This window comes from Streptomyces sp. NPDC088254 (genome assembly GCF_044740925.1).
Lineage (GTDB): Bacteria > Actinomycetota > Actinomycetes > Streptomycetales > Streptomycetaceae > Streptomyces.
On record NZ_JBIURQ010000007.1, the window covers coordinates 51698 to 69479 of the forward strand.

Sequence of the window (17782 nt, forward strand, 5' to 3'; positions counted from 1 at the left end):
CGAACTGGGAGGGCGCGTGGCGATGGAGGCCGGCCCTCGTGACACCGCACAAGGCACCGAGCACCTGACCACCGAGCGGGTGGAACCGGAGCCGGAGGACGTGCGTCTGAGCCCCGACGGGCCGGACGACGCCGGGAGCGGTGTGGACGACACTCTGGACGGCGTGACCGAGGACGGTCCCGAGCCCGACGAGATGTTCGCGAGCGGCCCCGAGGTCGAGGTCGAACTGCGCCCGCAGCGCCGCCTGCGGATCTGGCAGCTCGCCCCCATCGTGGCCCTGGCCGCCACCGGCTCCCTGATGTTCGCGTTCCCGCTCGCCTTCGACTTCGGCGACAGCGGGGCCGTGATCGCCATGCTGGGGCTGCTGATCTGCTTCTGCGCGGCCGGATGGGGCATGACGGCCGCCCGCCGCGTGGGCCACACCTGGCCCGGACTCCCCCCGCGCGGCTCGGGCCGTCGACCCGACTGGCGTGTCGTCCTCGCCTACGTCGTCCTGGTCGCCGTCGTGGTGGTCCTGGCGGTCCTGCGCGTCGCCAGGCTGCGCTGAGGCCCGTCCCGCGTGCCGTGTCGTACCCACCCCGTACGATCGAGGAATGAGCACGCGGATCGCCTTCCTCAAGGGGCACGGCACCGAGAACGACTTCGTGATCGTCCCGGACCCCGAGAACGCCCTGGACCTCCCCCCGGCCACCGTCGCCGCCCTGTGCGACCGCCGTGCGGGCATCGGCGGGGACGGGCTGCTGCACGTCGTGCGTTGCGCCGCCCATCCCGAGGCGAAGGAGATGGCGGCCGAGGCGGAGTGGTTCATGGACTACCGCAACGGCGACGGCTCCGTCGCCGAGATGTGCGGCAACGGCGTCCGCGTCTTCGCCCGCTACCTCCAGCACGCGGGTCTCGTCCCCGAGGGCGACCTCGCGATCGCCACGCGCGGGGGAGTGAAGAGCGTGCACATCGCCAAGGACGGTGACGTCACCGTCGGCATGGGCAGGGCGCGCCTGCCCGAGGGAGACGTCACCGTGAGCGTCGGCGAGCGCAGCTGGCCCGCCCGCAACGTGAACATGGGCAACCCGCACGCCGTGGCCTTCGTCGACGACCTCGCGCACGCGGGCGACCTGTTCTCCCCGCCGCCCTTCAGCCCCGCCTCCGCCTACCCGGACGGCGTGAACGTCGAGTTCGTCGTCGACCGCGGCCCGCGGCACGTCGCGCTGCGCGTGCACGAGCGGGGCTCCGGCGAGACCCGGTCGTGCGGCACGGGCGCGTGCGCCGTCGCAGTGGCGGCCGCGCGCAGGGACGGCGCCGACCCGACCGCGACCGGATCCCCCGTCACCTACACCGTGGACGTCCCCGGCGGACGCCTCGTGATCACCGAGCGGCCGGACGGCGAGATCGAGATGACCGGACCCGCGGTCATCGTCGCCGAAGGCGAGATCGAACCCGAATGGCTGGAAACCGCTGTCCGTTGAGCCGGCCGCCGGCTTGGCATCGCAGGCGGCAGAGCCCGCCGAGGACCGGGACCGCCGCCCGGGACGCTGTCACGAGTTGGAAAGCACGACAGGCTCAAAGTCGACTGGCGTAAAAGGTAAACCTCGAAATCGTCGCTCGAATGGGTGATCCGTTTCACGCTCGGCGAGAGGCGGCCAGTTGGGCGTGATGGGCTCGGTAGCATCAAGCACCGGCCCGGACGGGGGAGACGCCAGCCCCCTGAGCCGTGTCCGCCCTGGGGCACTCCGTCCGCCGGTCCACGCAGCCGGAGGTGCCCATGAGTGCGGAGGCCACGAACCCCGCGACCCCAGGCCCGGTAGCGCCTGCCGCTCCCCGCAGGCGCAGCCGCCCCCGGATCGACCTGCGCCGCCTGGGCCGGGCCGCGCTGCTCGGTCCCACCTCCCGCGGCCGCCTCCCCGACGCCATCAGCCACGTCGTGGAGGCGCACCGCGCCCACCACCCCGACGCCGACCTCGAACCGCTGCGCCGCGCCTACGTCCTGGCCGAGTCCTCCCATCGCGGCCAGATGCGCAAGAGCGGCGAGCCGTACATCACGCACCCGCTCGCCGTGACGCTGATCCTCGCCGAACTCGGCGCGGAGACCACCACCTTGACGGCCTCGCTGCTCCACGACACCGTCGAGGACACCGATGTGACCCTCGATCAGGTCGGCGAGCAGTTCGGCGAGGAGGTCCGCTTCCTGGTCGACGGAGTCACCAAGCTGGAGAAGGTCGACTACGGCGCCGCCGCCGAGCCCGAGACCTTCCGCAAGATGCTCGTCGCCACCGGCAACGACGTCCGCGTGATGTCGATCAAACTCGCCGACCGCCTGCACAACATGCGCACCCTCGGCGTGATGCGCCCCGAGAAACAGGCCCGCATCGCCAAGGTCACCCACGAGGTCCTCATCCCGCTCGCCGAACGCCTCGGCGTGCAGGCCCTCAAGACCGAGCTGGAGGACCTGGTCTTCGCGATCCTGCACCCCGAGGAGTACGCGCACACCAGGGAGTTGATCGCCGACAACGCCTCCCGCCCGGACGACCCCCTCACCGAGTTCGCCGAGGCCATGCGCACGGTCCTGCGCGACGCCGGCATCCAGGCCGAAGTCCTCATCCGGCCACGGCACTTCCTTTCCGTCCACCGCGTCTCCCGCAAGCGCGGGCGCATGCGCGGCTGCGACTTCGGCCGGCTGCTCGTCCTCGTCAACGAGGACGCCGACTGCTACGCGGTCCTCGGCGAACTGCACACCTGCATGACGCCGGTCGTCTCGGAGTTCAAGGACTTCATCGCCGTCCCCAAGTTCAACCTGTACCAGTCGCTGCACACGGCGGTCGCCCGCGCGGACGGCCAGGTGGCCGAAGTCCTCATCCGCACGCACCAGATGCACAAGGTCGCCGAGGCCGGCGTGGTCGCGCTCGGCAACCCCTACGCCCAGCCCGCGGAGGACCAGGGCGGCGAGGCCGGCCGGGCGGAGCGGGGCGCGGCCGAGGGCTCCCGGGCAGAGGGGGGCCCGGTCGGCGACGGCGAGCGCGTCGATCCCACCCGGCCGGGCTGGCTCTCCCGGCTCCTCGACTGGCAGGAGGGCGCGCCCGACCCCGACACCTTCTGGTCCACCCTGCGTGAGGACCTCGCCCAGGACCGGGAGATCACCGTGTTCCGTCCCGACGGCGGCACCCTCGGCCTGCCGGAGGGAGCCACCTGCGTGGACGCCGCCTACGCGCAGTACGGCGACGACGCCCACGCCTGCATGGGGGCGCGCGTCAACGGCCGCCTGGCCACCCTGAGCACCGTCCTGCGTGACGGCGACACCGTCCAGCTCCTGATGGGCCAGGACCCGGCCTCAGGGCCCTCCAGTCAGTGGCTGGAGCACGCCCAGACCCCGGCCGCCCGCATCGCCATCCAGCGGTGGCTGGCGGCGCACCCCGGGGCGGACACCGGGTCCGGGGAGCCCGCCGACGGGCCCGCACCCTGCGGGGCGGACGGGACGGACGGCGAGGGGGGCGGCGCCGGGCGTCCTGCGACCGAACGGCCCGCGGGCGTGCGGGCGGCTTCCGGGGAGCCCGGGGCGCGGCCCGACACCGCGATCACCGTCGTGGGCCGCCCGGACGCCGGCGTGCGGCTCGCCGGCTGCTGTACGCCCGTGCCGTCCGACGAGGTGACCGGCTTCGCCGTGCGCGGGGGAGTGGTCACCGTGCACCGCGCCGAGTGCGCCGCCGTGGCCCGGCTGGCGAAGGCGGGGCGCACGGAGGTCGACGTGCGCTGGGGGGACACCACCGAGTGCCGTGTCACCCTGGTCGCCGAATCGTTCGGCCGCCCGCACCTGCTCGCCGACCTCACCGAGGCGATCGCCGTGGAAGGCGCGGAGATCGTCTCCGCGACCGTGGAACCCCCCAGCCAGCAGCGCGTACGCCACACCTACACCCTGCAACTGCCCGACGCGGCGCATCTGCCGACCCTGATGCGCGCCATGCGCAATGTCGCCGGCGTGTACGACGTGAGCCGCACCCCGCACCACGCGCCGGCGCCTTGAGGCGGACACGCGCCGAGGGGCGTGTGGTGGCCGGCGTCCGCTGTGACGCTTCGCCGGGGGCGGACGGTGGCGGGCGTCCGCTGTTCCGAGGGGCGCGAGGTGGCGGGCGTCCGCCCCGGTGGCCTCCATCGCACCCGGGCAACCCGTTCGGGTGGGCCGGTCGCGCGCCGTCGCCGAGGCGCACGCACGCGCTGATAGCGGTGGGGCATGCTGCTCACCCCTCGCTCCCGCACCGGCCTCCCCGCGTCACAGGGCCCGCGCCCCGCCGCCTCCCGGCGCCGCAGGCTCAAGCCCGCCCTCCTCGCCTCGGCGGTCGCCGTGTGCCTCGTCGCCGCGAGTGCCCCGGCGACTCCGCTCGGCGTCGGCGACCGCCTCTTCCCGCACCTAGGCAACCCCGGCTATGACGTGGCCTCGTACGACCTGTCGTTCACGTACTCCGGCAACAACAGCGAGCCGCTCCAGGCGGTCACCGTCATCGACGGCTGGACCACCGCCGCACTGGAGAGGATCAACCTCGACTTCGCCCACGGCGAGGCCTCCTCAGTCGAGGTCGACGGCAAGCCCGCCACCTTCGCGAGCGCCGGCGAGGACCTGGTGATCACCCCGCAGAACCCGCTGCCCCGGGGCGACTGGATGCGCGTCACCGTGCGGCACACCAGCGACCCGGTGAGCGCGGGCCGGGACGGCGGCTGGCTGCGCACCTCCGACGGCCTCGCGATGGCCAACCAGGCCGACGCCGCCCACCTGGTGTTCCCGTCCAACGACCACCCCTCCGACAAGGCGCTGTTCACCATCCGGGTCACCGCGCCCGACGGCTACACGGCCGTCGCCAACGGCGTGCCCACCGGTGTGCGCAGGGCCGTGGGCGCGACCACGTGGACGTACCGCACACTGCACCCCATGGCCACCGAACTGGCCCAGGTCTCGATCGGCCGCTCCACCGTCGTGCACCGCGAGGGACCGCACGCGCTGCCGCTCCGCGACGTCGTCCCCGCCGGGGACCGCGACCTCCTCGAACCCTGGCTCGCCAAGACCCCCGAGCAGATCACGTGGATGGAGAAGAGGGTCGGCCCCTACCCCTTCGAGACGTACGGCCTGCTCATGGCCGAGGCCAGCACCGGCTTCGAACTGGAGACGCAGACCCTCTCCCTCTTCGAGAAACAGTTGTTCACCGAGCCCGCCTACCCTCAGTGGTACATCGAGTCGATCATGGTGCACGAGCTGGCTCACCAGTGGTTCGGCAACAGCGTCAGCCCCCGCACCTGGTCCGACCTGTGGCTCAACGAAGGACACGCCACCTGGTACGAGGCGCTGTACGCGCAGGAGAAGGCCGGCCGCACGCTCGAGGCGCGTATGAAGGCGGCCTACGGCGCCTCCGACGGCTGGCGCGCCGCCGGCGGCCCGCCCGGAGCCCCCAAGCCGCCCGAGCCCGGCAAGAAGATCGGCATCTTCCGCCCGAACGTCTACGACGGCGCGGCCCTCGTGCTCTACGCCCTCCGCCAGGAGATCGGCGAGCAGGCGTTCGAGCAGGTGGAACGGGCTTGGGTGCAGGAGCACCGCGACGCCACCGCGAGCACGGCCGACTTCCGGAGTCTCGCCGAACGGGTCTCCGGACGCGACCTCGGCGTCTTCTTCAAGGACTGGCTGTTCGCCGAGAAGACTCCGCCCATGCCCGGCCACCCCGACTGGAAGCCCGCGCTGCCCGCCGCCTGAACCCGGGAATAAGGCGATGACGAGACGGGCCGTACCGTGCGAACATCGTCAGGTCGGCGCGGCACGGGACACGGGAATCTCCCGGGGTACTCGTGCGTTGTCAACAATGACCGCCGTGCATACGGACACAACGGCATCCCCAACGACGTAAGGACCCAATGACCTCCTCTTCATCCCCTTCCCAGGACACCAAGCGCTTCGCGCACAGCCACCCCGAGGGTTTTCGGGCCGATGCCCTGATGGAAGAGGACGTCGCCTGGAGCCACGAGATCGACGGAGAGCGGGACGGCGATCAGTTCGACCGCTCCGAGCGGGCGGCGCTGCGCCGCGTCGCGGGCCTCTCCACCGAACTCGAGGACGTCACCGAGGTCGAGTACCGTCAGCTCCGCCTGGAGCGGGTCGTGCTCGTGGGCGTCTGGACCTCGGGGACCGCGGAGGACGCGGACAACTCCCTCGCGGAGCTCGCCGCCCTCGCGGAGACCGCGGGCGCGCTCGTGCTCGACGGCGTGATCCAGCGCCGCGACAAGCCCGACGCGGCCACCTACATCGGCTCCGGCAAGGCCGACGAGCTGCGCGACATCGTGCTCGAGACCGGCGCCGACACCGTCATCTGCGACGGTGAGCTCAGCCCGGGCCAGCTGATCCACCTCGAAGACGTCGTCAAGGTCAAGGTCATCGACCGTACGGCCCTGATCCTCGACATCTTCGCCCAGCATGCCAAGTCCCGAGAGGGCAAGGCGCAGGTGGCGCTCGCGCAGATGCAGTACATGCTGCCGAGGCTGCGAGGCTGGGGCCAGTCGCTGTCCCGTCAGATGGGCGGCGGCAAGGGCGGCGGCCTCGCCACCCGTGGTCCCGGTGAGACCAAGATCGAGACGGACCGGCGCCGGATCCGCGAGAAGATGGCCAAGATGCGCCGGGAGATCGCGGAGATGAAGACCGGCCGCGAGATCAAGCGCCAGGAGCGCAAGCGTCACAGGGTGCCGTCGGTCGCCATCGCCGGCTACACCAACGCCGGCAAGTCGTCGCTGCTCAACCGGCTCACCGGCGCGGGCGTCCTGGTGGAGAACGCCCTGTTCGCCACCCTCGACCCGACCGTGCGCCGGGCCGAGACCCCGAGCGGCCGCCTCTACACGCTGGCCGACACCGTCGGCTTCGTCCGGCACCTGCCGCACCACCTGGTCGAGGCGTTCCGCTCCACCATGGAGGAGGTCGGCGAGTCCGACCTGATCCTGCACGTGGTGGACGGCTCGCACCCCAACCCGGAGGAGCAGCTCGCCGCCGTGCGCGAGGTGATCCGGGACGTCGGAGCCATCGAGGTGCCCGAGGTCGTCGTGATCAACAAGGCGGACGCGGCCGACCCGCTGACGCTCCAGCGGCTGATGCGGATCGAGAAGCGTTCCATCGCCGTCTCGGCCCGTACCGGCAAGGGCATCGACGAACTGCTCGCCCTCATCGACGGCCTTCTGCCCCGGCCGTCGGTCGAGATCGAGGCGCTCGTGCCGTACACCCACGGCAAGCTGGTCGCCCGTGCCCACACCGAAGGCGAGGTGATCTCCGCGGAGCACACGGCGGAGGGCACCCTGCTGAAGGCACGGGTGCACGAGGAACTGGCGGCGGACCTCACGCCGTACGCCCCCGCCCAGCTCGCCTGACGTCTCCCCGCACAAGGGCCCGCCTCCTGCTCTCCGCAGGGGCGGGCCCTCGTCGTGGCTACCGTGCTGCGATCACTGACCGGCGAACTTCCTGCTCACCGAGTCGTACACGCCCTTGGCCACCCCGCCGAGCCGCGGACCCGCGAGCCAGCCCGCCTTCACCGGGCCGATCGACGTGTTGGACACCAGCGCCGGCTCGCCGTCCGAGCCGGTCGCCACCCATCCGCCGCCGGAAGCGCCCCCGGTCATCGTGCAGCCGATGCGGTACATCGTGGGATCCGTGGTGTTGAGCGACAGCCGCCCCGGCTTGTCCTCGCACCGGTACAGCCGCTGCCCGTCGTAGGGCGCGGCCGCCGGGTAGCCGGTGGCGGTGATGCTCCGCACCTTGGGCACCGCCGGCGCCGCGAAGTCCACCGGCAGCGCCGAACCGACCGTCTCCTCCAGCGACTTGCCCGAGTCGCCCTCCTCGGGCGTCACATGGATCACCGCGAAGTCGTACGAGGCGCCGTCACCGCCCGTCGGCCCGCCCTGCGCGATCCACTGGTCCGAGGTCTGCGCCCAGTCCGCCCACCAGACCCCATAGGGCGCGGCCTGCTTCTTGGAAGCCGTCTCCAACTGCTTCGCCGACATACCCGCGTCGTTGTACGAGGGCACGAACGCGAGGTTGCGGTACCAGCCGCCCTTCTTACCGGCGTGCACACAGTGCCCCGCCGTCCACACCAGGTTGGACTTCCCCGGGTGGGCCGGGTCCTCCACGACCGTCGCCGAGCAGACGCTCGTGCCTTCGGGGGAGTCGAAGAGGAGCTTGCCCGCCTCGGGCGCGTTCGCGTGGTACGTGGTCGGCACGGCCGCGGCCTCCACCGCCGCCGGCGTCGGGTCGGTCACGCCCTGGTCCCCGGAGAGGTCGCTGTCGTCGACGGCCCGGTCCGGCTCCTCGGCCCTGCGCATCCGGTCCGGGTCCCACAGACCCTTGATGATCGGGTTGACGTAGTCCTTGGCCTCGCGCAGCCAGTCGTCCCTGTTCCAGTCCTTCCAGGCGCCGTTGCGCCACTTGTCGAGATCGATCCCATGCTCCCTCAGCCGGTCTTTGATGTCGTCCGGGATCGTGATCTTCCCGTCGCCTGCGGCCGAGGCGGACGCCGACGCGTTCGCCCGGTCTCCCGCGTCGGCCTCACCCGAGTCGCAGGCGGTCGCGGTGAGCGCGAGCGCCGAGACGAGGGCCACGGCGCCCAGTACGGGGGAGGTTCTGCGGCGGGCGTTCCTCCCCCGTCGAATCCCGGACGACGGTCGTATGGATCGCATGGTCTGACTCCCCCTGCTGTCAACGAACTTGGAGCGGTGGCCGTCCCCGCCTCGAGAACTCCCGGGATGTCACCCAGGGTTCACGCGGGCCTTCCGGCCTTGTGGAACGGCCTCACACGATATGCGCTCGCCGTGGGGGACTTCCGACGGGACGGCAACGGTTCCGTCACGGCACGGATCTTGAAGCAACCCGTAACCCGTCGCACCGTCCGGGGTTGGTAGCCAGGGGGCCAACTGCCCTCGGTGTGACGGGATGCGGGGAGCGGGAGGACGGAGAGCCGTGGCCGTGACCGAGCCTGCGTCTGATGGGCAGGCACCCGGAGGTCGCCCCACCGGCGCGGGCGGTGCTCCTGAGCACGCCGACATGGACGGTGAGGCTCTCGTCGGCGTGAGCGGGCGGCCCGCCGGCGACGGTGTGCTTCGACGGCAGCCCCCGCGCGAGTCGGCGGCTCGCACCTACGCACGCGCCCTGCCGATCGTGCCGGTGCGGGCCCGCGGACTGACCATCGAGGGCGTGGACGGCCGCCGCTACCTCGACTGCCTCTCCGGCGGCACCCTCGCACTCGGACACAACCACCCCGTGGTGCTGCAGGCCATCCGCAACGTCCTCGACTCCGGCGCACCCCTGCACGCGCCCGACCTCGCCACCCCCGTCAGGGACGCCTTCGTCACCGAACTGCTCCACACCCTGCCGCCCGGCCTCGCCGACCACGCCCGGGTGCGGTCCTGCGGGCCGACCGGCGCGGACGCCGTCGACGCCGCCCTCGGACTCGTCCGCGCCGCCACCGGCCGAAGCCGCATCCTGAGGTTCACGGACACCTGCCACGATCTGAGCGCGGGCTCCCTCGATGCCGGCGCCTGGCCCGGTGCAGGTGCCGAGGCTCACGCCGAAGTCGGCGCCGACGTAGGGGTGCCCCGACCGCCCCGTCCGCAGGACGACCGTTGTCCCTTCGGCCTGGGCGACGAACGCGGCCTCGAACTCGCCGCCCGCTGGGCCGAGTCCGCCCTCGACGACTGCGGACCGGGCCGGCAACCCCCGGCCGGGGTGATCCTCGAAGCCGTCCAGGGTGATACCGGGGTCGTTCCCGCATCGGACGCCTGGCTGCGGCGCATACGGCAGATCACGGCCGACCGCGCCGTCCCCCTCATCGCCGACGAAATCCAGACGGGCGTCGGGCGGACCGGCGCCTTCTGGGCGGTGGAACACAGCGGGATCGTCCCCGACGTGATGGTCCTCTCCCAGGCCATCGGCGGCAGCCTGCCCCTGTCGGTCATCGTCCACCATGAGGATCTCGACGTCTGGGAACCCGGCGTCCACGCGAACACCTTCCGCGGCAACCAACTCGCCATGGCCGCCGGCACGGCCACCCTCGCCTACGTCCGCACCCATGGCCTCGCGGACCGCGCGGCCGTCCTGGGCGCCCGCATGCTGGACCGACTGCGCGCGCTCGCCCGGCGCTTCCCTTGCGTGGGCGAGGTGCGCGGCCGAGGGCTCATGATCGGCGTCGAGATGGCAGCTCCACCAGCGGGCCCCCGGGATCGGAGCACACGACGGTTGGGCGGCCGGGCCGGCGGGGATGTGAGCGGGTTCCGTGGGGCCAGTGAGCTGATCGGCGGTGCGATGCCGGACCTCGGCCCGCCGGCGCACGCGTCGAGGGCCCTGCCGGAATCCGTCGGACCGGGGCACCTGGCCGAATCCGTCGGCCGTCCTCACGCCACCACCTCCGAACTGGCCGCCGCCGTCCAGCACGAGTGCCTCGAACGCGGACTGATCGTCGACCGCTGTCCAGGCCACTCCGGCGTCGTCCGCCTGCTCCCGCCCCTGACGATCACGGACGAGCAGGCGGATGCCCTGCTCGACCGGCTCGCGGACGCTCTGGAGGCGGTCGCCCGCGCGCTTCCCTAGGCACGCCCCGGGCGGCCCCCACCGACCCGCCTGAACCATCGGCCTCACCCCCCATCCGACGAGGAGCGACCTTGCACACGCCCCCACAGCACGCCATTTCGCCGGCGCTGACATCCACCAGTTCCGCCACACAGACGTCGACCTCCTTCGCTCCGTCACCCTCGTCCGAATCCGTCCGCATCCCTCACCAACAGGGACTTGTCCCGCATCAGCAGGGACTCGCCGCCCTGCACAAACCGTTGCCCCAGGCCGCCGCCGGCCTCCTCGACCATCCCGACCCGCACACCGCGGCCCAGGCTGCTGCCGTCGAGAACCTGCTGCGCTGCTGGGTTCGCGAGACGGGCCTGTCCGCCCCCGTCGACGGCGTGCTGCGTGTTCCACTGCCCGCCTCCGGCACCGCGCTGCTCGTCCCCGTCCGCTACTGGTCACCCACCGGCTGGCACCGCTTCGGCCCCCCTCGCCTGGCCGCCGCTCAGGAACCGGCCCCGCCCGTCGACGCGGTCACCCTCGCCGCCCTGCTGACCCGCGAGGCCCCGACGACGGGCACGCCCCGCGACGCCGTCGACCTCGTCGCCCGTGTCGCCGACTCCCTACGCCGCACCGAGGCGTTCGTCACCGCGCGCACGGAACGCCCCGCCGACCCGCCCCACCTGTTCCTCTCCGTCGAGCAGGCGCTGCTGCTCGGCCACCCCCTCCACCCGACACCCAAGAGCCGAGAAGGCCTCTCCGACGCCGAAGCGCTCCTGTACTCACCCGAATCGCACGGCTCCTTCGCCCTGCACTGGTTCGCCGTCGCCCCTTCCGTCCTCGCCACCGACTCCGCCTGGACCGAGCGCGGCGGCCGTCCCGTCAGCGCTGACCGCCTGACCCTCCGGCTCGCCGGCGCCGGGCTCGCGCTGCCCGCCGGCCACACCGCCCTGCCGCTGCACCCCTGGCAGGCGCGCGAGGTCCGTCACCGGCCGGACGTCGCCACCCTGCTCGACGCCGGGCTCCTCCGTGACCTCGGCGCCCACGGCTCGCCCTGGCACCCCACCTCCTCCGTACGCACCGTCCACCGCTCCGACGCCCCGGCCATGCTCAAACTTTCGCTGGGGCTGCGCATCACCAACTCCCTTCGTCACAACCTCCGCAAGGAACTCCACCGCGGTGTCGAGGTGCACCGGCTCCTGCGTGCCGGCCTCGGCCGGCAGTGGCAGGCGGCGCACCCGGGCTTCGACATCGTCCGCGACCCGGCCTGGATCGCCGTGGACGGGCCGGACGGTCTCCCGGTGACCGGACTCGACGCGGTGATCCGGCACAACCCGTTCAGCCCCGGCGACGACGTCGCCTGCGTCGCCGGTCTCGTCGCCTGTCGGTCACACGTCGGACAGGGCCCCGACCGGGAGCGCGACCTCCCTCCTTCCCGACTCGCCGAACTCATCGCACGTCTCACGGGCAGGACCGCTCGTCCGCGCTCAGCCGTCGCCGTCGAATGGTTCCTGAGGTACCTGGAGCACGTCGTCCGCCCCGTGCTCTGGCTGGACGGAGAGGCGGGCATCGCCCTGGAGGCGCACCAGCAGAACACGCTGGTTCTGCTCGACCCCGACGGTTGGCCGAGAGGCGGCCGGTACCGCGACAACCAGGGCTACTACTTCCGCGCGTCCCACCGCGGGGACCTGGAGTCCCGGCTGCCGGGCATCGGCGCGGCGAGCGACACCTTCGTCTCCGACGAGGTCACCGACGAGCGCTTCGCCTACTACCTCGCGATCAACAACGTCTTCGGTCTCATCGGCGCGTTCGGCTCCCAGCGGCTCGCCGACGAACGCCTGCTGCTCGCCGCCTTCCGCCACTTCCTCACCGGGGCGGCTTGCGGCCCCGGCCGACTGCGCAGCTCGCTGCCCGGGCTTCTGCTCGACTCACCCGTCCTGCGCTGCAAGGCCAATTTGCTGACCCGGCTGCACGGTCTCGACGAGCTCGTCGGCCCGGTCGACACCCAGTCCGTGTACGTCACCATCGCCAACCCCCTGCACGTATGAACACACCCCTGTCGAACGCACCTGCCGACACCCGCTGACGAGAGGAGCCGCGCGATGTCCCGCCTCGACGTGTCGGACCCGGTCGACCGCATCGACGGCTGGGGGCCTGCCGTCACCTCCGCCGGTGACTTCCGCCTCGTCCCCGTACACCCCGAGCGCGACCTGGCCCTCATCTCCGCATGGATGAACGACCCCGCGGTCGCCGCGTTCTGGGAACTGGCCGGACCCGAGTCCGTGACCGCGGCCCACCTGCGCCGCCAGTCGGCCGGTCACGGGCACAGCGTTCCCTGCCTCGGCGTGTTGGACGGCACACCGATGAGCTATTGGGAGATCTACCGGGCAGACCTCGACCCCTTGGCCCGGCACTACCGCGCCCGGCCGCACGACACCGGCGTCCACCTCCTCATCGGGGGCGCCGCCGACCGGGGGCGGGGCCTAGGTGGCCGTCTGCTCAGGGCCGTCGTCGGCCTCGTACTGGACAGGCGGCCCGCCTGCGCACGCGTCATCGCCGAACCGGACCTCCGCAACATCCCCTCCATCGCCGCCTTCCTCGACGCCGGCTTCCGCTTCTCCACCGAGATCGACCTCCCCGACAAACGGGCGGCCCTCATGATCAGAGACCGGCCCCCTTCCTACACTTGTGACGCTGAGTGATTGCGCCGTCACAGGTGGAACGGTCCGGTGTGCTGCCGGGTTCCCGGTGACCCCGATGCCCCGCAACTTTTTTCCGGGCGGCCCGAGCGAGCGTTTCGGGCCTCCCGTCTCCCCTCGACCCGTCCCCTCCCCTTCTCCCTCCCCCCTCCTCTCCCTCACCCCTCCCCGCTCTTCTCTGTCTCCTTCCTCCTCCGTCCTCTCCGCCCCCATCGATCCGGGAAGCGCCCGACCTTGATTCCGTCCCCGCCCGCACCTCCGCCCACCTGCACGACCACACGTTTGTCAGTGCCGCGCCGTAGGGTGGTCGCGCTATGACGAAGCCCTCACTCCCCGAACTCCTGCATGCCGCCGTCGCCGCCGTCGGCGGCACGGAGCGCCCCGGCCAGGTGACCATGGCCGAAGCCGTCGCGGAGGCGATCGACGACGGCACCCACCTGCTGGTGCAAGCCGGCACCGGCACCGGCAAGTCCCTGGGGTACCTCGTGCCCGCGCTCGCGCACGGGGAGCGCGTCGTCGTCGCGACCGCGACTCTGGCTCTGCAACGCCAGCTCGTGGAGCGGGACCTGCCGCGCACGGTCGACGCGCTGCATCCGCTGCTGCGCCGCCGGCCGGAGTTCGCGATGCTCAAGGGCCGCTCGAACTACCTGTGTCTGCACCGCCTGCACGAAGGCATGCCCCAGGACGAGGACGAGGGACTCTTCGACCAGTTCGAGGCGGCCGCCCCCACCAGCAAGCTGGGCCAGGACCTGCTGCGGCTGCGCGACTGGGCGGACGAGACGGAGGACGGAGACCGCGACGACCTGACGCCGGGCGTCTCCGACCGCGCCTGGAGCCAGGTGTCGGTGTCCTCCCGGGAGTGCCTGGGCGCCTCGAAGTGCGCTTACGGCGCCGAGTGCTTCGCGGAGATGGCCCGTGAGCGGGCCAAGCTGTCCGAGGTCGTCGTCACCAACCACGCCCTGCTGGCGATCGACGCCATCGAGGGCGCCCCGGTTCTCCCGCAGCACGAGGTGCTGATCGTCGACGAGGCGCACGAGCTGGTCTCGCGGGTCACCGGAGTGGCCACCGGCGAGCTGACCCCGGGCCAGGTCAACCGTGCGGTGCGCCGGGCGGCGAAACTGGCCGACGAGAAGGCCGCCGACCAGCTCCAGACGGCCGCCGAGGGCTTCGAGCGGCTGATGGAGCTGGCGCTGCCGGGCCGCCTGGAGGAGATTCCGGAGGATCTCGGCTACGCGCTCATGGCGCTCCGCGACGCCGCGCGCACCGTCATCTCCGCGATCGGCGCGACCCGTGACAAGTCCGTCCAGGACGAGGACGCGGTCCGCAAGCAGGCGCTCGCCTCCGTGGAGAGCGTGCACGACGTGGCGGAGCGCATCGTGAACGGCTCCGAGTACGACGTCGTCTGGTATGAGCGGCACGACCGCTTCGGGGCCTCTCTGCGCGTCGCCCCCATGTCCGTGTCGGGCCTTTTGAGGGAGAAGCTCTTCGCGGACCGCTCCGTTGTCCTGGCCTCCGCGACACTGAAGCTCGGCGGCGACTTCAACGGTGTGGGCGCCTCCCTGGGTCTGGCACCGGAGGGCACGGAAGGCGAGGACGTGCCGCCGTGGAAGGGCATCGACGTGGGCTCGCCCTTCGACTACCGCAAGCAGGGCATCCTGTACGTCGCCAAGCACCTGGCGCGCCCCGCGCGGGACGGTGACCGCGGGGACATGCTGGACGAGCTGACGGAGCTGATCCAGGCGGCCGGCGGGCGCACCCTCGGGCTGTTCTCCTCCATGCGGGCCGCTCAACTGGCGGCGGAGGAACTGCGCACGCGCATTCCCGAGTTCCCGATCCTGCTCCAGGGCGAGGAGACCCTCGGTGAGCTGATCAAGAACTTCGCGGCGGATCCGAGGACGTGTCTGTTCGGGACGCTGTCGCTCTGGCAGGGAGTCGACGTGCCGGGTCCCAGCTGTCAGTTGGTGGTGATGGACAAGATCCCGTTCCCGCGTCCGGACGACCCGTTGATGAGCGCCCGCCAGAAGGCGGTCGAGGACGCGGGCGGCAACGGCTTCATGGCCGTCGCGGCGACGCATGCCGCGCTGCTCATGGCTCAGGGCGCGGGGCGGCTGGTGCGCGCGTCGGGGGACCGTGGTGTGGTGGCCGTGCTGGACCAGCGGCTGGCGACGGCCCGCTACGGCAGCTATCTGAAGGCGTCCATGCCCGACTTCTGGTACACGACGGACCGCAACCAGGTTCGCAAGTCGCTCGCCGCGATCGACGCGACGGCGAAGGAGGCGGAGGCCTGACGGCGTTCGACCTGCCCCGAACAGGGCGAGACCCGGCTGACGGCGTGGGTCGACAGGGGACGGGTCCCGAACGGCACAGGGCCCCGGAATCGGCGCAGGGATTCCGGGGCCCAGTCAGGGAGGCGGATCGAGGAGGTCCGTCCGCCGCCGTCTCAGACGCGGCGCAGTACGGCCACCACCTTGCCGAGGATGGTTGCGTCGTCGCCGGGGATGGGCTCGTAGGACGCGTTGTGCGGGAGCAGCCACACATGGCCGTCCTCGCGCTTGAAACGCTTGACGGTCGCCTCGCCGTCGAGCATGGCGGCCACGATGTCACCGTTCTCCGCGACCGGCTGGCGGCGGACGGTGACCCAGTCGCCGTCGCAGATCGCGGCCTCGATCATGGAGTCGCCCACGACCTTCAGGACGAAGAGCTCGCCGTCGCCGACGAGCTGCCGGGGCAGCGGGAAGACGTCCTCGACGGACTCCTCGGCGAGGATCGGGCCGCCGGCCGCGATCCGGCCGACCAGCGGGACGTAGGAGGCGGCGGGCTTGCCGGCGGTGTCGGTGGGCTGGACGGAGGCCGCCTGGTCCGAGCCGCGCACCTCGTACGCGCGCGGGCGGTGCGGGTCGCGGCGCAGGAAGCCCTTGCGCTCCAGCGCCATCAGCTGGTGTGCGACCGACGACGTGCTGGACAGTCCGACCGCCTGGCCGATCTCCCGCATGGACGGCGGGTATCCGCGCCGCTGCACGGAATCCCTGATGACCTCGATCACCCGGCGCTGCCGGTCGGTGAGTCCCGAGCTGTCCGCCCGGATGCCTGGAGGTCGGCCCGGCAGGGAGCGCTTGTGCCCCTCGGGATTCGTGGCTTCGTTCATCGCGTGCACCGGATCGATTCGGCCCTGGGAGCGGTCCTGGGCAGTGATGGTGGCACTGTCTGCGGTGGTGGTCACGTCGGCCCCTCTCGGTTGTCTCCCTGCTGGACAACGGTAGTTGCTTTCGAAAGGTTGCGCCAAACACACGTTCGAGTGAAAAAGTGTGGACTGTCTGACTTGATCATGTGTCTGGGTGTATAGCTGACGTGCTTCCCGGCAGGTGTGAGCGGGCTCGCCGTTGTACTCTTCACCGCCGGGCCGACGACATCTCCTCGGGGGTGTCGCTTCAGTCTGCCATCGGTCCTTCCGCGGGCCGGGGATCAGGCCTGGCTCTGCCCGAGAGTCCCACCTCTCCCCCTTGTGGCGCTCACGCTATCTCCGCAAGCGCGCCCGCGATACGGGCGTGCACGCGTCGCGTGCCTGTGCGTCGTCGGGTGCTGCGCGTGACGGCGAGGACGCGTGCGGTGAGGCCATATGTCTGCGACACGCGCTACTGCCTGGTCGAATGAGGCAAGCCCCATATGTAGTGGTTGGATTGCGGCAGCAGCCCAAGTGTTGTGGTCCCCCGGGTCTTCGGATGGTCGCGGATCGCCTATGCTGGAGCTGCTTCGCGGGGCTGCTGAGGCCCGGCGAGGTTATTGAGTCTGCTGTGAGGAGGGTTGGAGTTCCATGCACTGCCCCTTCTGCAGGCACCCCGACAGCCGCGTCGTCGACAGTCGTACGACCGACGACGGCACGTCGATCCGCAGGCGCCGCCAGTGCCCTGACTGCTCCCGTCGTTTCACGACCGTGGAGACGTGTTCGCTCATGGTGGTCAAGCGGTCCGGAGTCACCGAGCCGTTCAGCCGCACCAAGGTCATCAACGGCGTCCGCAAGGCATGCCAGGGACGGCCGGTCACCGAGGACGCGCTCGCCCAGCTCGGGCAGCGGGTCGAGGAGGCGGTGCGGGCCACCGGAAGCGCCGAGCTGACCACCCACGACGTGGGCCTGGCCATACTCGGTCCGCTGCAGGAACTCGATCTCGTCGCCTATCTGCGGTTCGCCTCGGTCTACCGGGCCTTCGACTCGCTCGAGGACTTCGAGACCGCGATCAAGGAACTCAGGCAGACGGGGCGCGCCGCCGCGGACGACGACGACCGCGCGGACGACAAGGGCGCTGTCACGGGGAGCCGGGAAGACGACGCGGGACCCGGAGGGACCGTCCAGGTCCCCGAGCCCGCGCACGCCGCCGACTGACCGACGGGCCGGAACCGGGCGGACACCCCGGGCCGGCCGGGCGGCGGCGGACGAAGACATGTCACGGGCGACAGGCGAGGGCGCCCGCGACATCACAGACACAACACCGTGCCACGGGAACATCGTGGCATTTCAGGGCGTTTTTGCCTGTAC

Annotated in this window: 12 protein-coding genes; 10 read left to right on the forward strand and 2 right to left on the reverse strand. The window is 71.8% G+C overall.

The genetic code is table 11. From position 1 onward, the window contains the following. Positions 1-22: 22 nt before the first annotated feature. The 5 genes from ACIOC0_RS20935 (at position 23) to hflX (ending at position 7377) form a co-directional block, all read left to right on the forward strand. Positions 23-547, forward strand: a complete 525-nt coding sequence (locus ACIOC0_RS20935) for a hypothetical protein (protein WP_402157156.1) — start codon at positions 23-25, stop codon at positions 545-547. Between the two features lie 46 nt (positions 548-593). Next, a complete protein-coding gene (gene dapF, locus ACIOC0_RS20940; RefSeq protein WP_402156639.1) occupies positions 594-1463 on the forward strand; it encodes a diaminopimelate epimerase in 870 nt (289 codons plus the stop codon). Between the two features lie 296 nt (positions 1464-1759). Next, positions 1760-4012, forward strand: coding sequence for a RelA/SpoT family protein (locus ACIOC0_RS20945; RefSeq protein WP_402156641.1), 2253 nt, complete (start codon positions 1760-1762; stop codon positions 4010-4012). A 207-nt stretch (positions 4013-4219) separates the two neighbouring features. After that, positions 4220-5725 (forward strand): M1 family metallopeptidase, encoded by a 1506-nt coding sequence (locus ACIOC0_RS20950; RefSeq protein WP_402156642.1) that lies wholly within the window; start codon positions 4220-4222, stop codon positions 5723-5725. Positions 5726-5883: 158 nt separating this feature from the next. Further along, complete coding sequence (gene hflX, locus ACIOC0_RS20955) at positions 5884-7377, forward strand: GTPase HflX (protein WP_402156644.1); 1494 nt, start codon at positions 5884-5886, stop codon at positions 7375-7377. A 72-nt stretch (positions 7378-7449) separates the two neighbouring features. On the opposite strand, the gene ACIOC0_RS20960 is transcribed toward hflX, so the two are convergent. Next, entirely contained in the window at positions 7450-8679 is a 1230-nt protein-coding gene (locus ACIOC0_RS20960) for a trypsin-like serine peptidase (RefSeq protein ID WP_402156646.1), read from the reverse strand. Positions 8680-9043: 364 nt separating this feature from the next. Between ACIOC0_RS20960 and ACIOC0_RS20965 the strand changes: the two genes are divergently transcribed. The 4 genes from ACIOC0_RS20965 to ACIOC0_RS20980 all read left to right on the forward strand — a co-directional run bounded on the left by ACIOC0_RS20965 (position 9044) and on the right by ACIOC0_RS20980 (position 15539). Then, positions 9044-10585, forward strand: a complete 1542-nt coding sequence (locus ACIOC0_RS20965; RefSeq protein ID WP_402156647.1) for an aminotransferase class III-fold pyridoxal phosphate-dependent enzyme — start codon at positions 9044-9046, stop codon at positions 10583-10585. A gap of 239 nt (positions 10586-10824) precedes the next feature. Further along, a complete protein-coding gene (locus tag ACIOC0_RS20970) occupies positions 10825-12600 on the forward strand; it encodes an IucA/IucC family protein (protein ID WP_402156648.1) in 1776 nt (591 codons plus the stop codon). Positions 12601-12654: 54 nt separating this feature from the next. Continuing rightward, positions 12655-13254, forward strand: coding sequence for a GNAT family N-acetyltransferase (locus ACIOC0_RS20975; protein ID WP_402156649.1), 600 nt, complete (start codon positions 12655-12657; stop codon positions 13252-13254). Between the two features lie 311 nt (positions 13255-13565). After that, positions 13566-15539 carry an ATP-dependent DNA helicase gene (locus ACIOC0_RS20980; protein WP_402156650.1) on the forward strand — a complete coding sequence of 658 codons (1974 nt, stop codon included), beginning with the start codon at positions 13566-13568 and terminating at the stop codon, positions 15537-15539. 152 nt (positions 15540-15691) lie between these two features. Here ACIOC0_RS20980 and lexA read toward each other — a convergent pair whose 3' ends face one another. Beyond that, on the reverse strand, positions 15692-16471 hold the full coding sequence (gene lexA / locus ACIOC0_RS20985) for a transcriptional repressor LexA (RefSeq protein WP_130438229.1): 780 nt from the start codon (positions 16469-16471) through the stop codon (positions 15692-15694). 591 nt (positions 16472-17062) lie between these two features. Here lexA and nrdR point away from each other — a divergent pair. After that, complete coding sequence (nrdR, locus tag ACIOC0_RS20990; RefSeq protein WP_402156652.1) at positions 17063-17629, forward strand: transcriptional regulator NrdR; 567 nt, start codon at positions 17063-17065, stop codon at positions 17627-17629. Positions 17630-17782 lie beyond the last annotated feature (153 nt).

Excerpts from the sequence above, each read along its gene's own strand:
- ACIOC0_RS20935 (WP_402157156.1), top strand. The coding sequence starts at position 23 with ATGGAGGCCGGCCCTCGTGACACCGCACAAGGCACCGAGCACCTGACC.
- ACIOC0_RS20965 (WP_402156647.1), top strand. The coding sequence starts at position 9,044 with ATGGACGGTGAGGCTCTCGTCGGCGTGAGCGGGCGGCCCGCCGGCGAC.
- ACIOC0_RS20980 (WP_402156650.1), top strand. The coding sequence starts at position 13,566 with ATGACGAAGCCCTCACTCCCCGAACTCCTGCATGCCGCCGTCGCCGCC.
- ACIOC0_RS20960 (WP_402156646.1), bottom strand. The coding sequence starts at position 8,679 with ATGCGATCCATACGACCGTCGTCCGGGATTCGACGGGGGAGGAACGCC.
- nrdR (WP_402156652.1), top strand. The coding sequence starts at position 17,063 with ATGCACTGCCCCTTCTGCAGGCACCCCGACAGCCGCGTCGTCGACAGT.
- hflX (WP_402156644.1), top strand. The coding sequence starts at position 5,884 with ATGACCTCCTCTTCATCCCCTTCCCAGGACACCAAGCGCTTCGCGCAC.
- ACIOC0_RS20950 (WP_402156642.1), top strand. The coding sequence starts at position 4,220 with ATGCTGCTCACCCCTCGCTCCCGCACCGGCCTCCCCGCGTCACAGGGC.
- dapF (WP_402156639.1), top strand. The coding sequence starts at position 594 with ATGAGCACGCGGATCGCCTTCCTCAAGGGGCACGGCACCGAGAACGAC.
- ACIOC0_RS20975 (WP_402156649.1), top strand. The coding sequence starts at position 12,655 with ATGTCCCGCCTCGACGTGTCGGACCCGGTCGACCGCATCGACGGCTGG.
- ACIOC0_RS20945 (WP_402156641.1), top strand. The coding sequence starts at position 1,760 with ATGAGTGCGGAGGCCACGAACCCCGCGACCCCAGGCCCGGTAGCGCCT.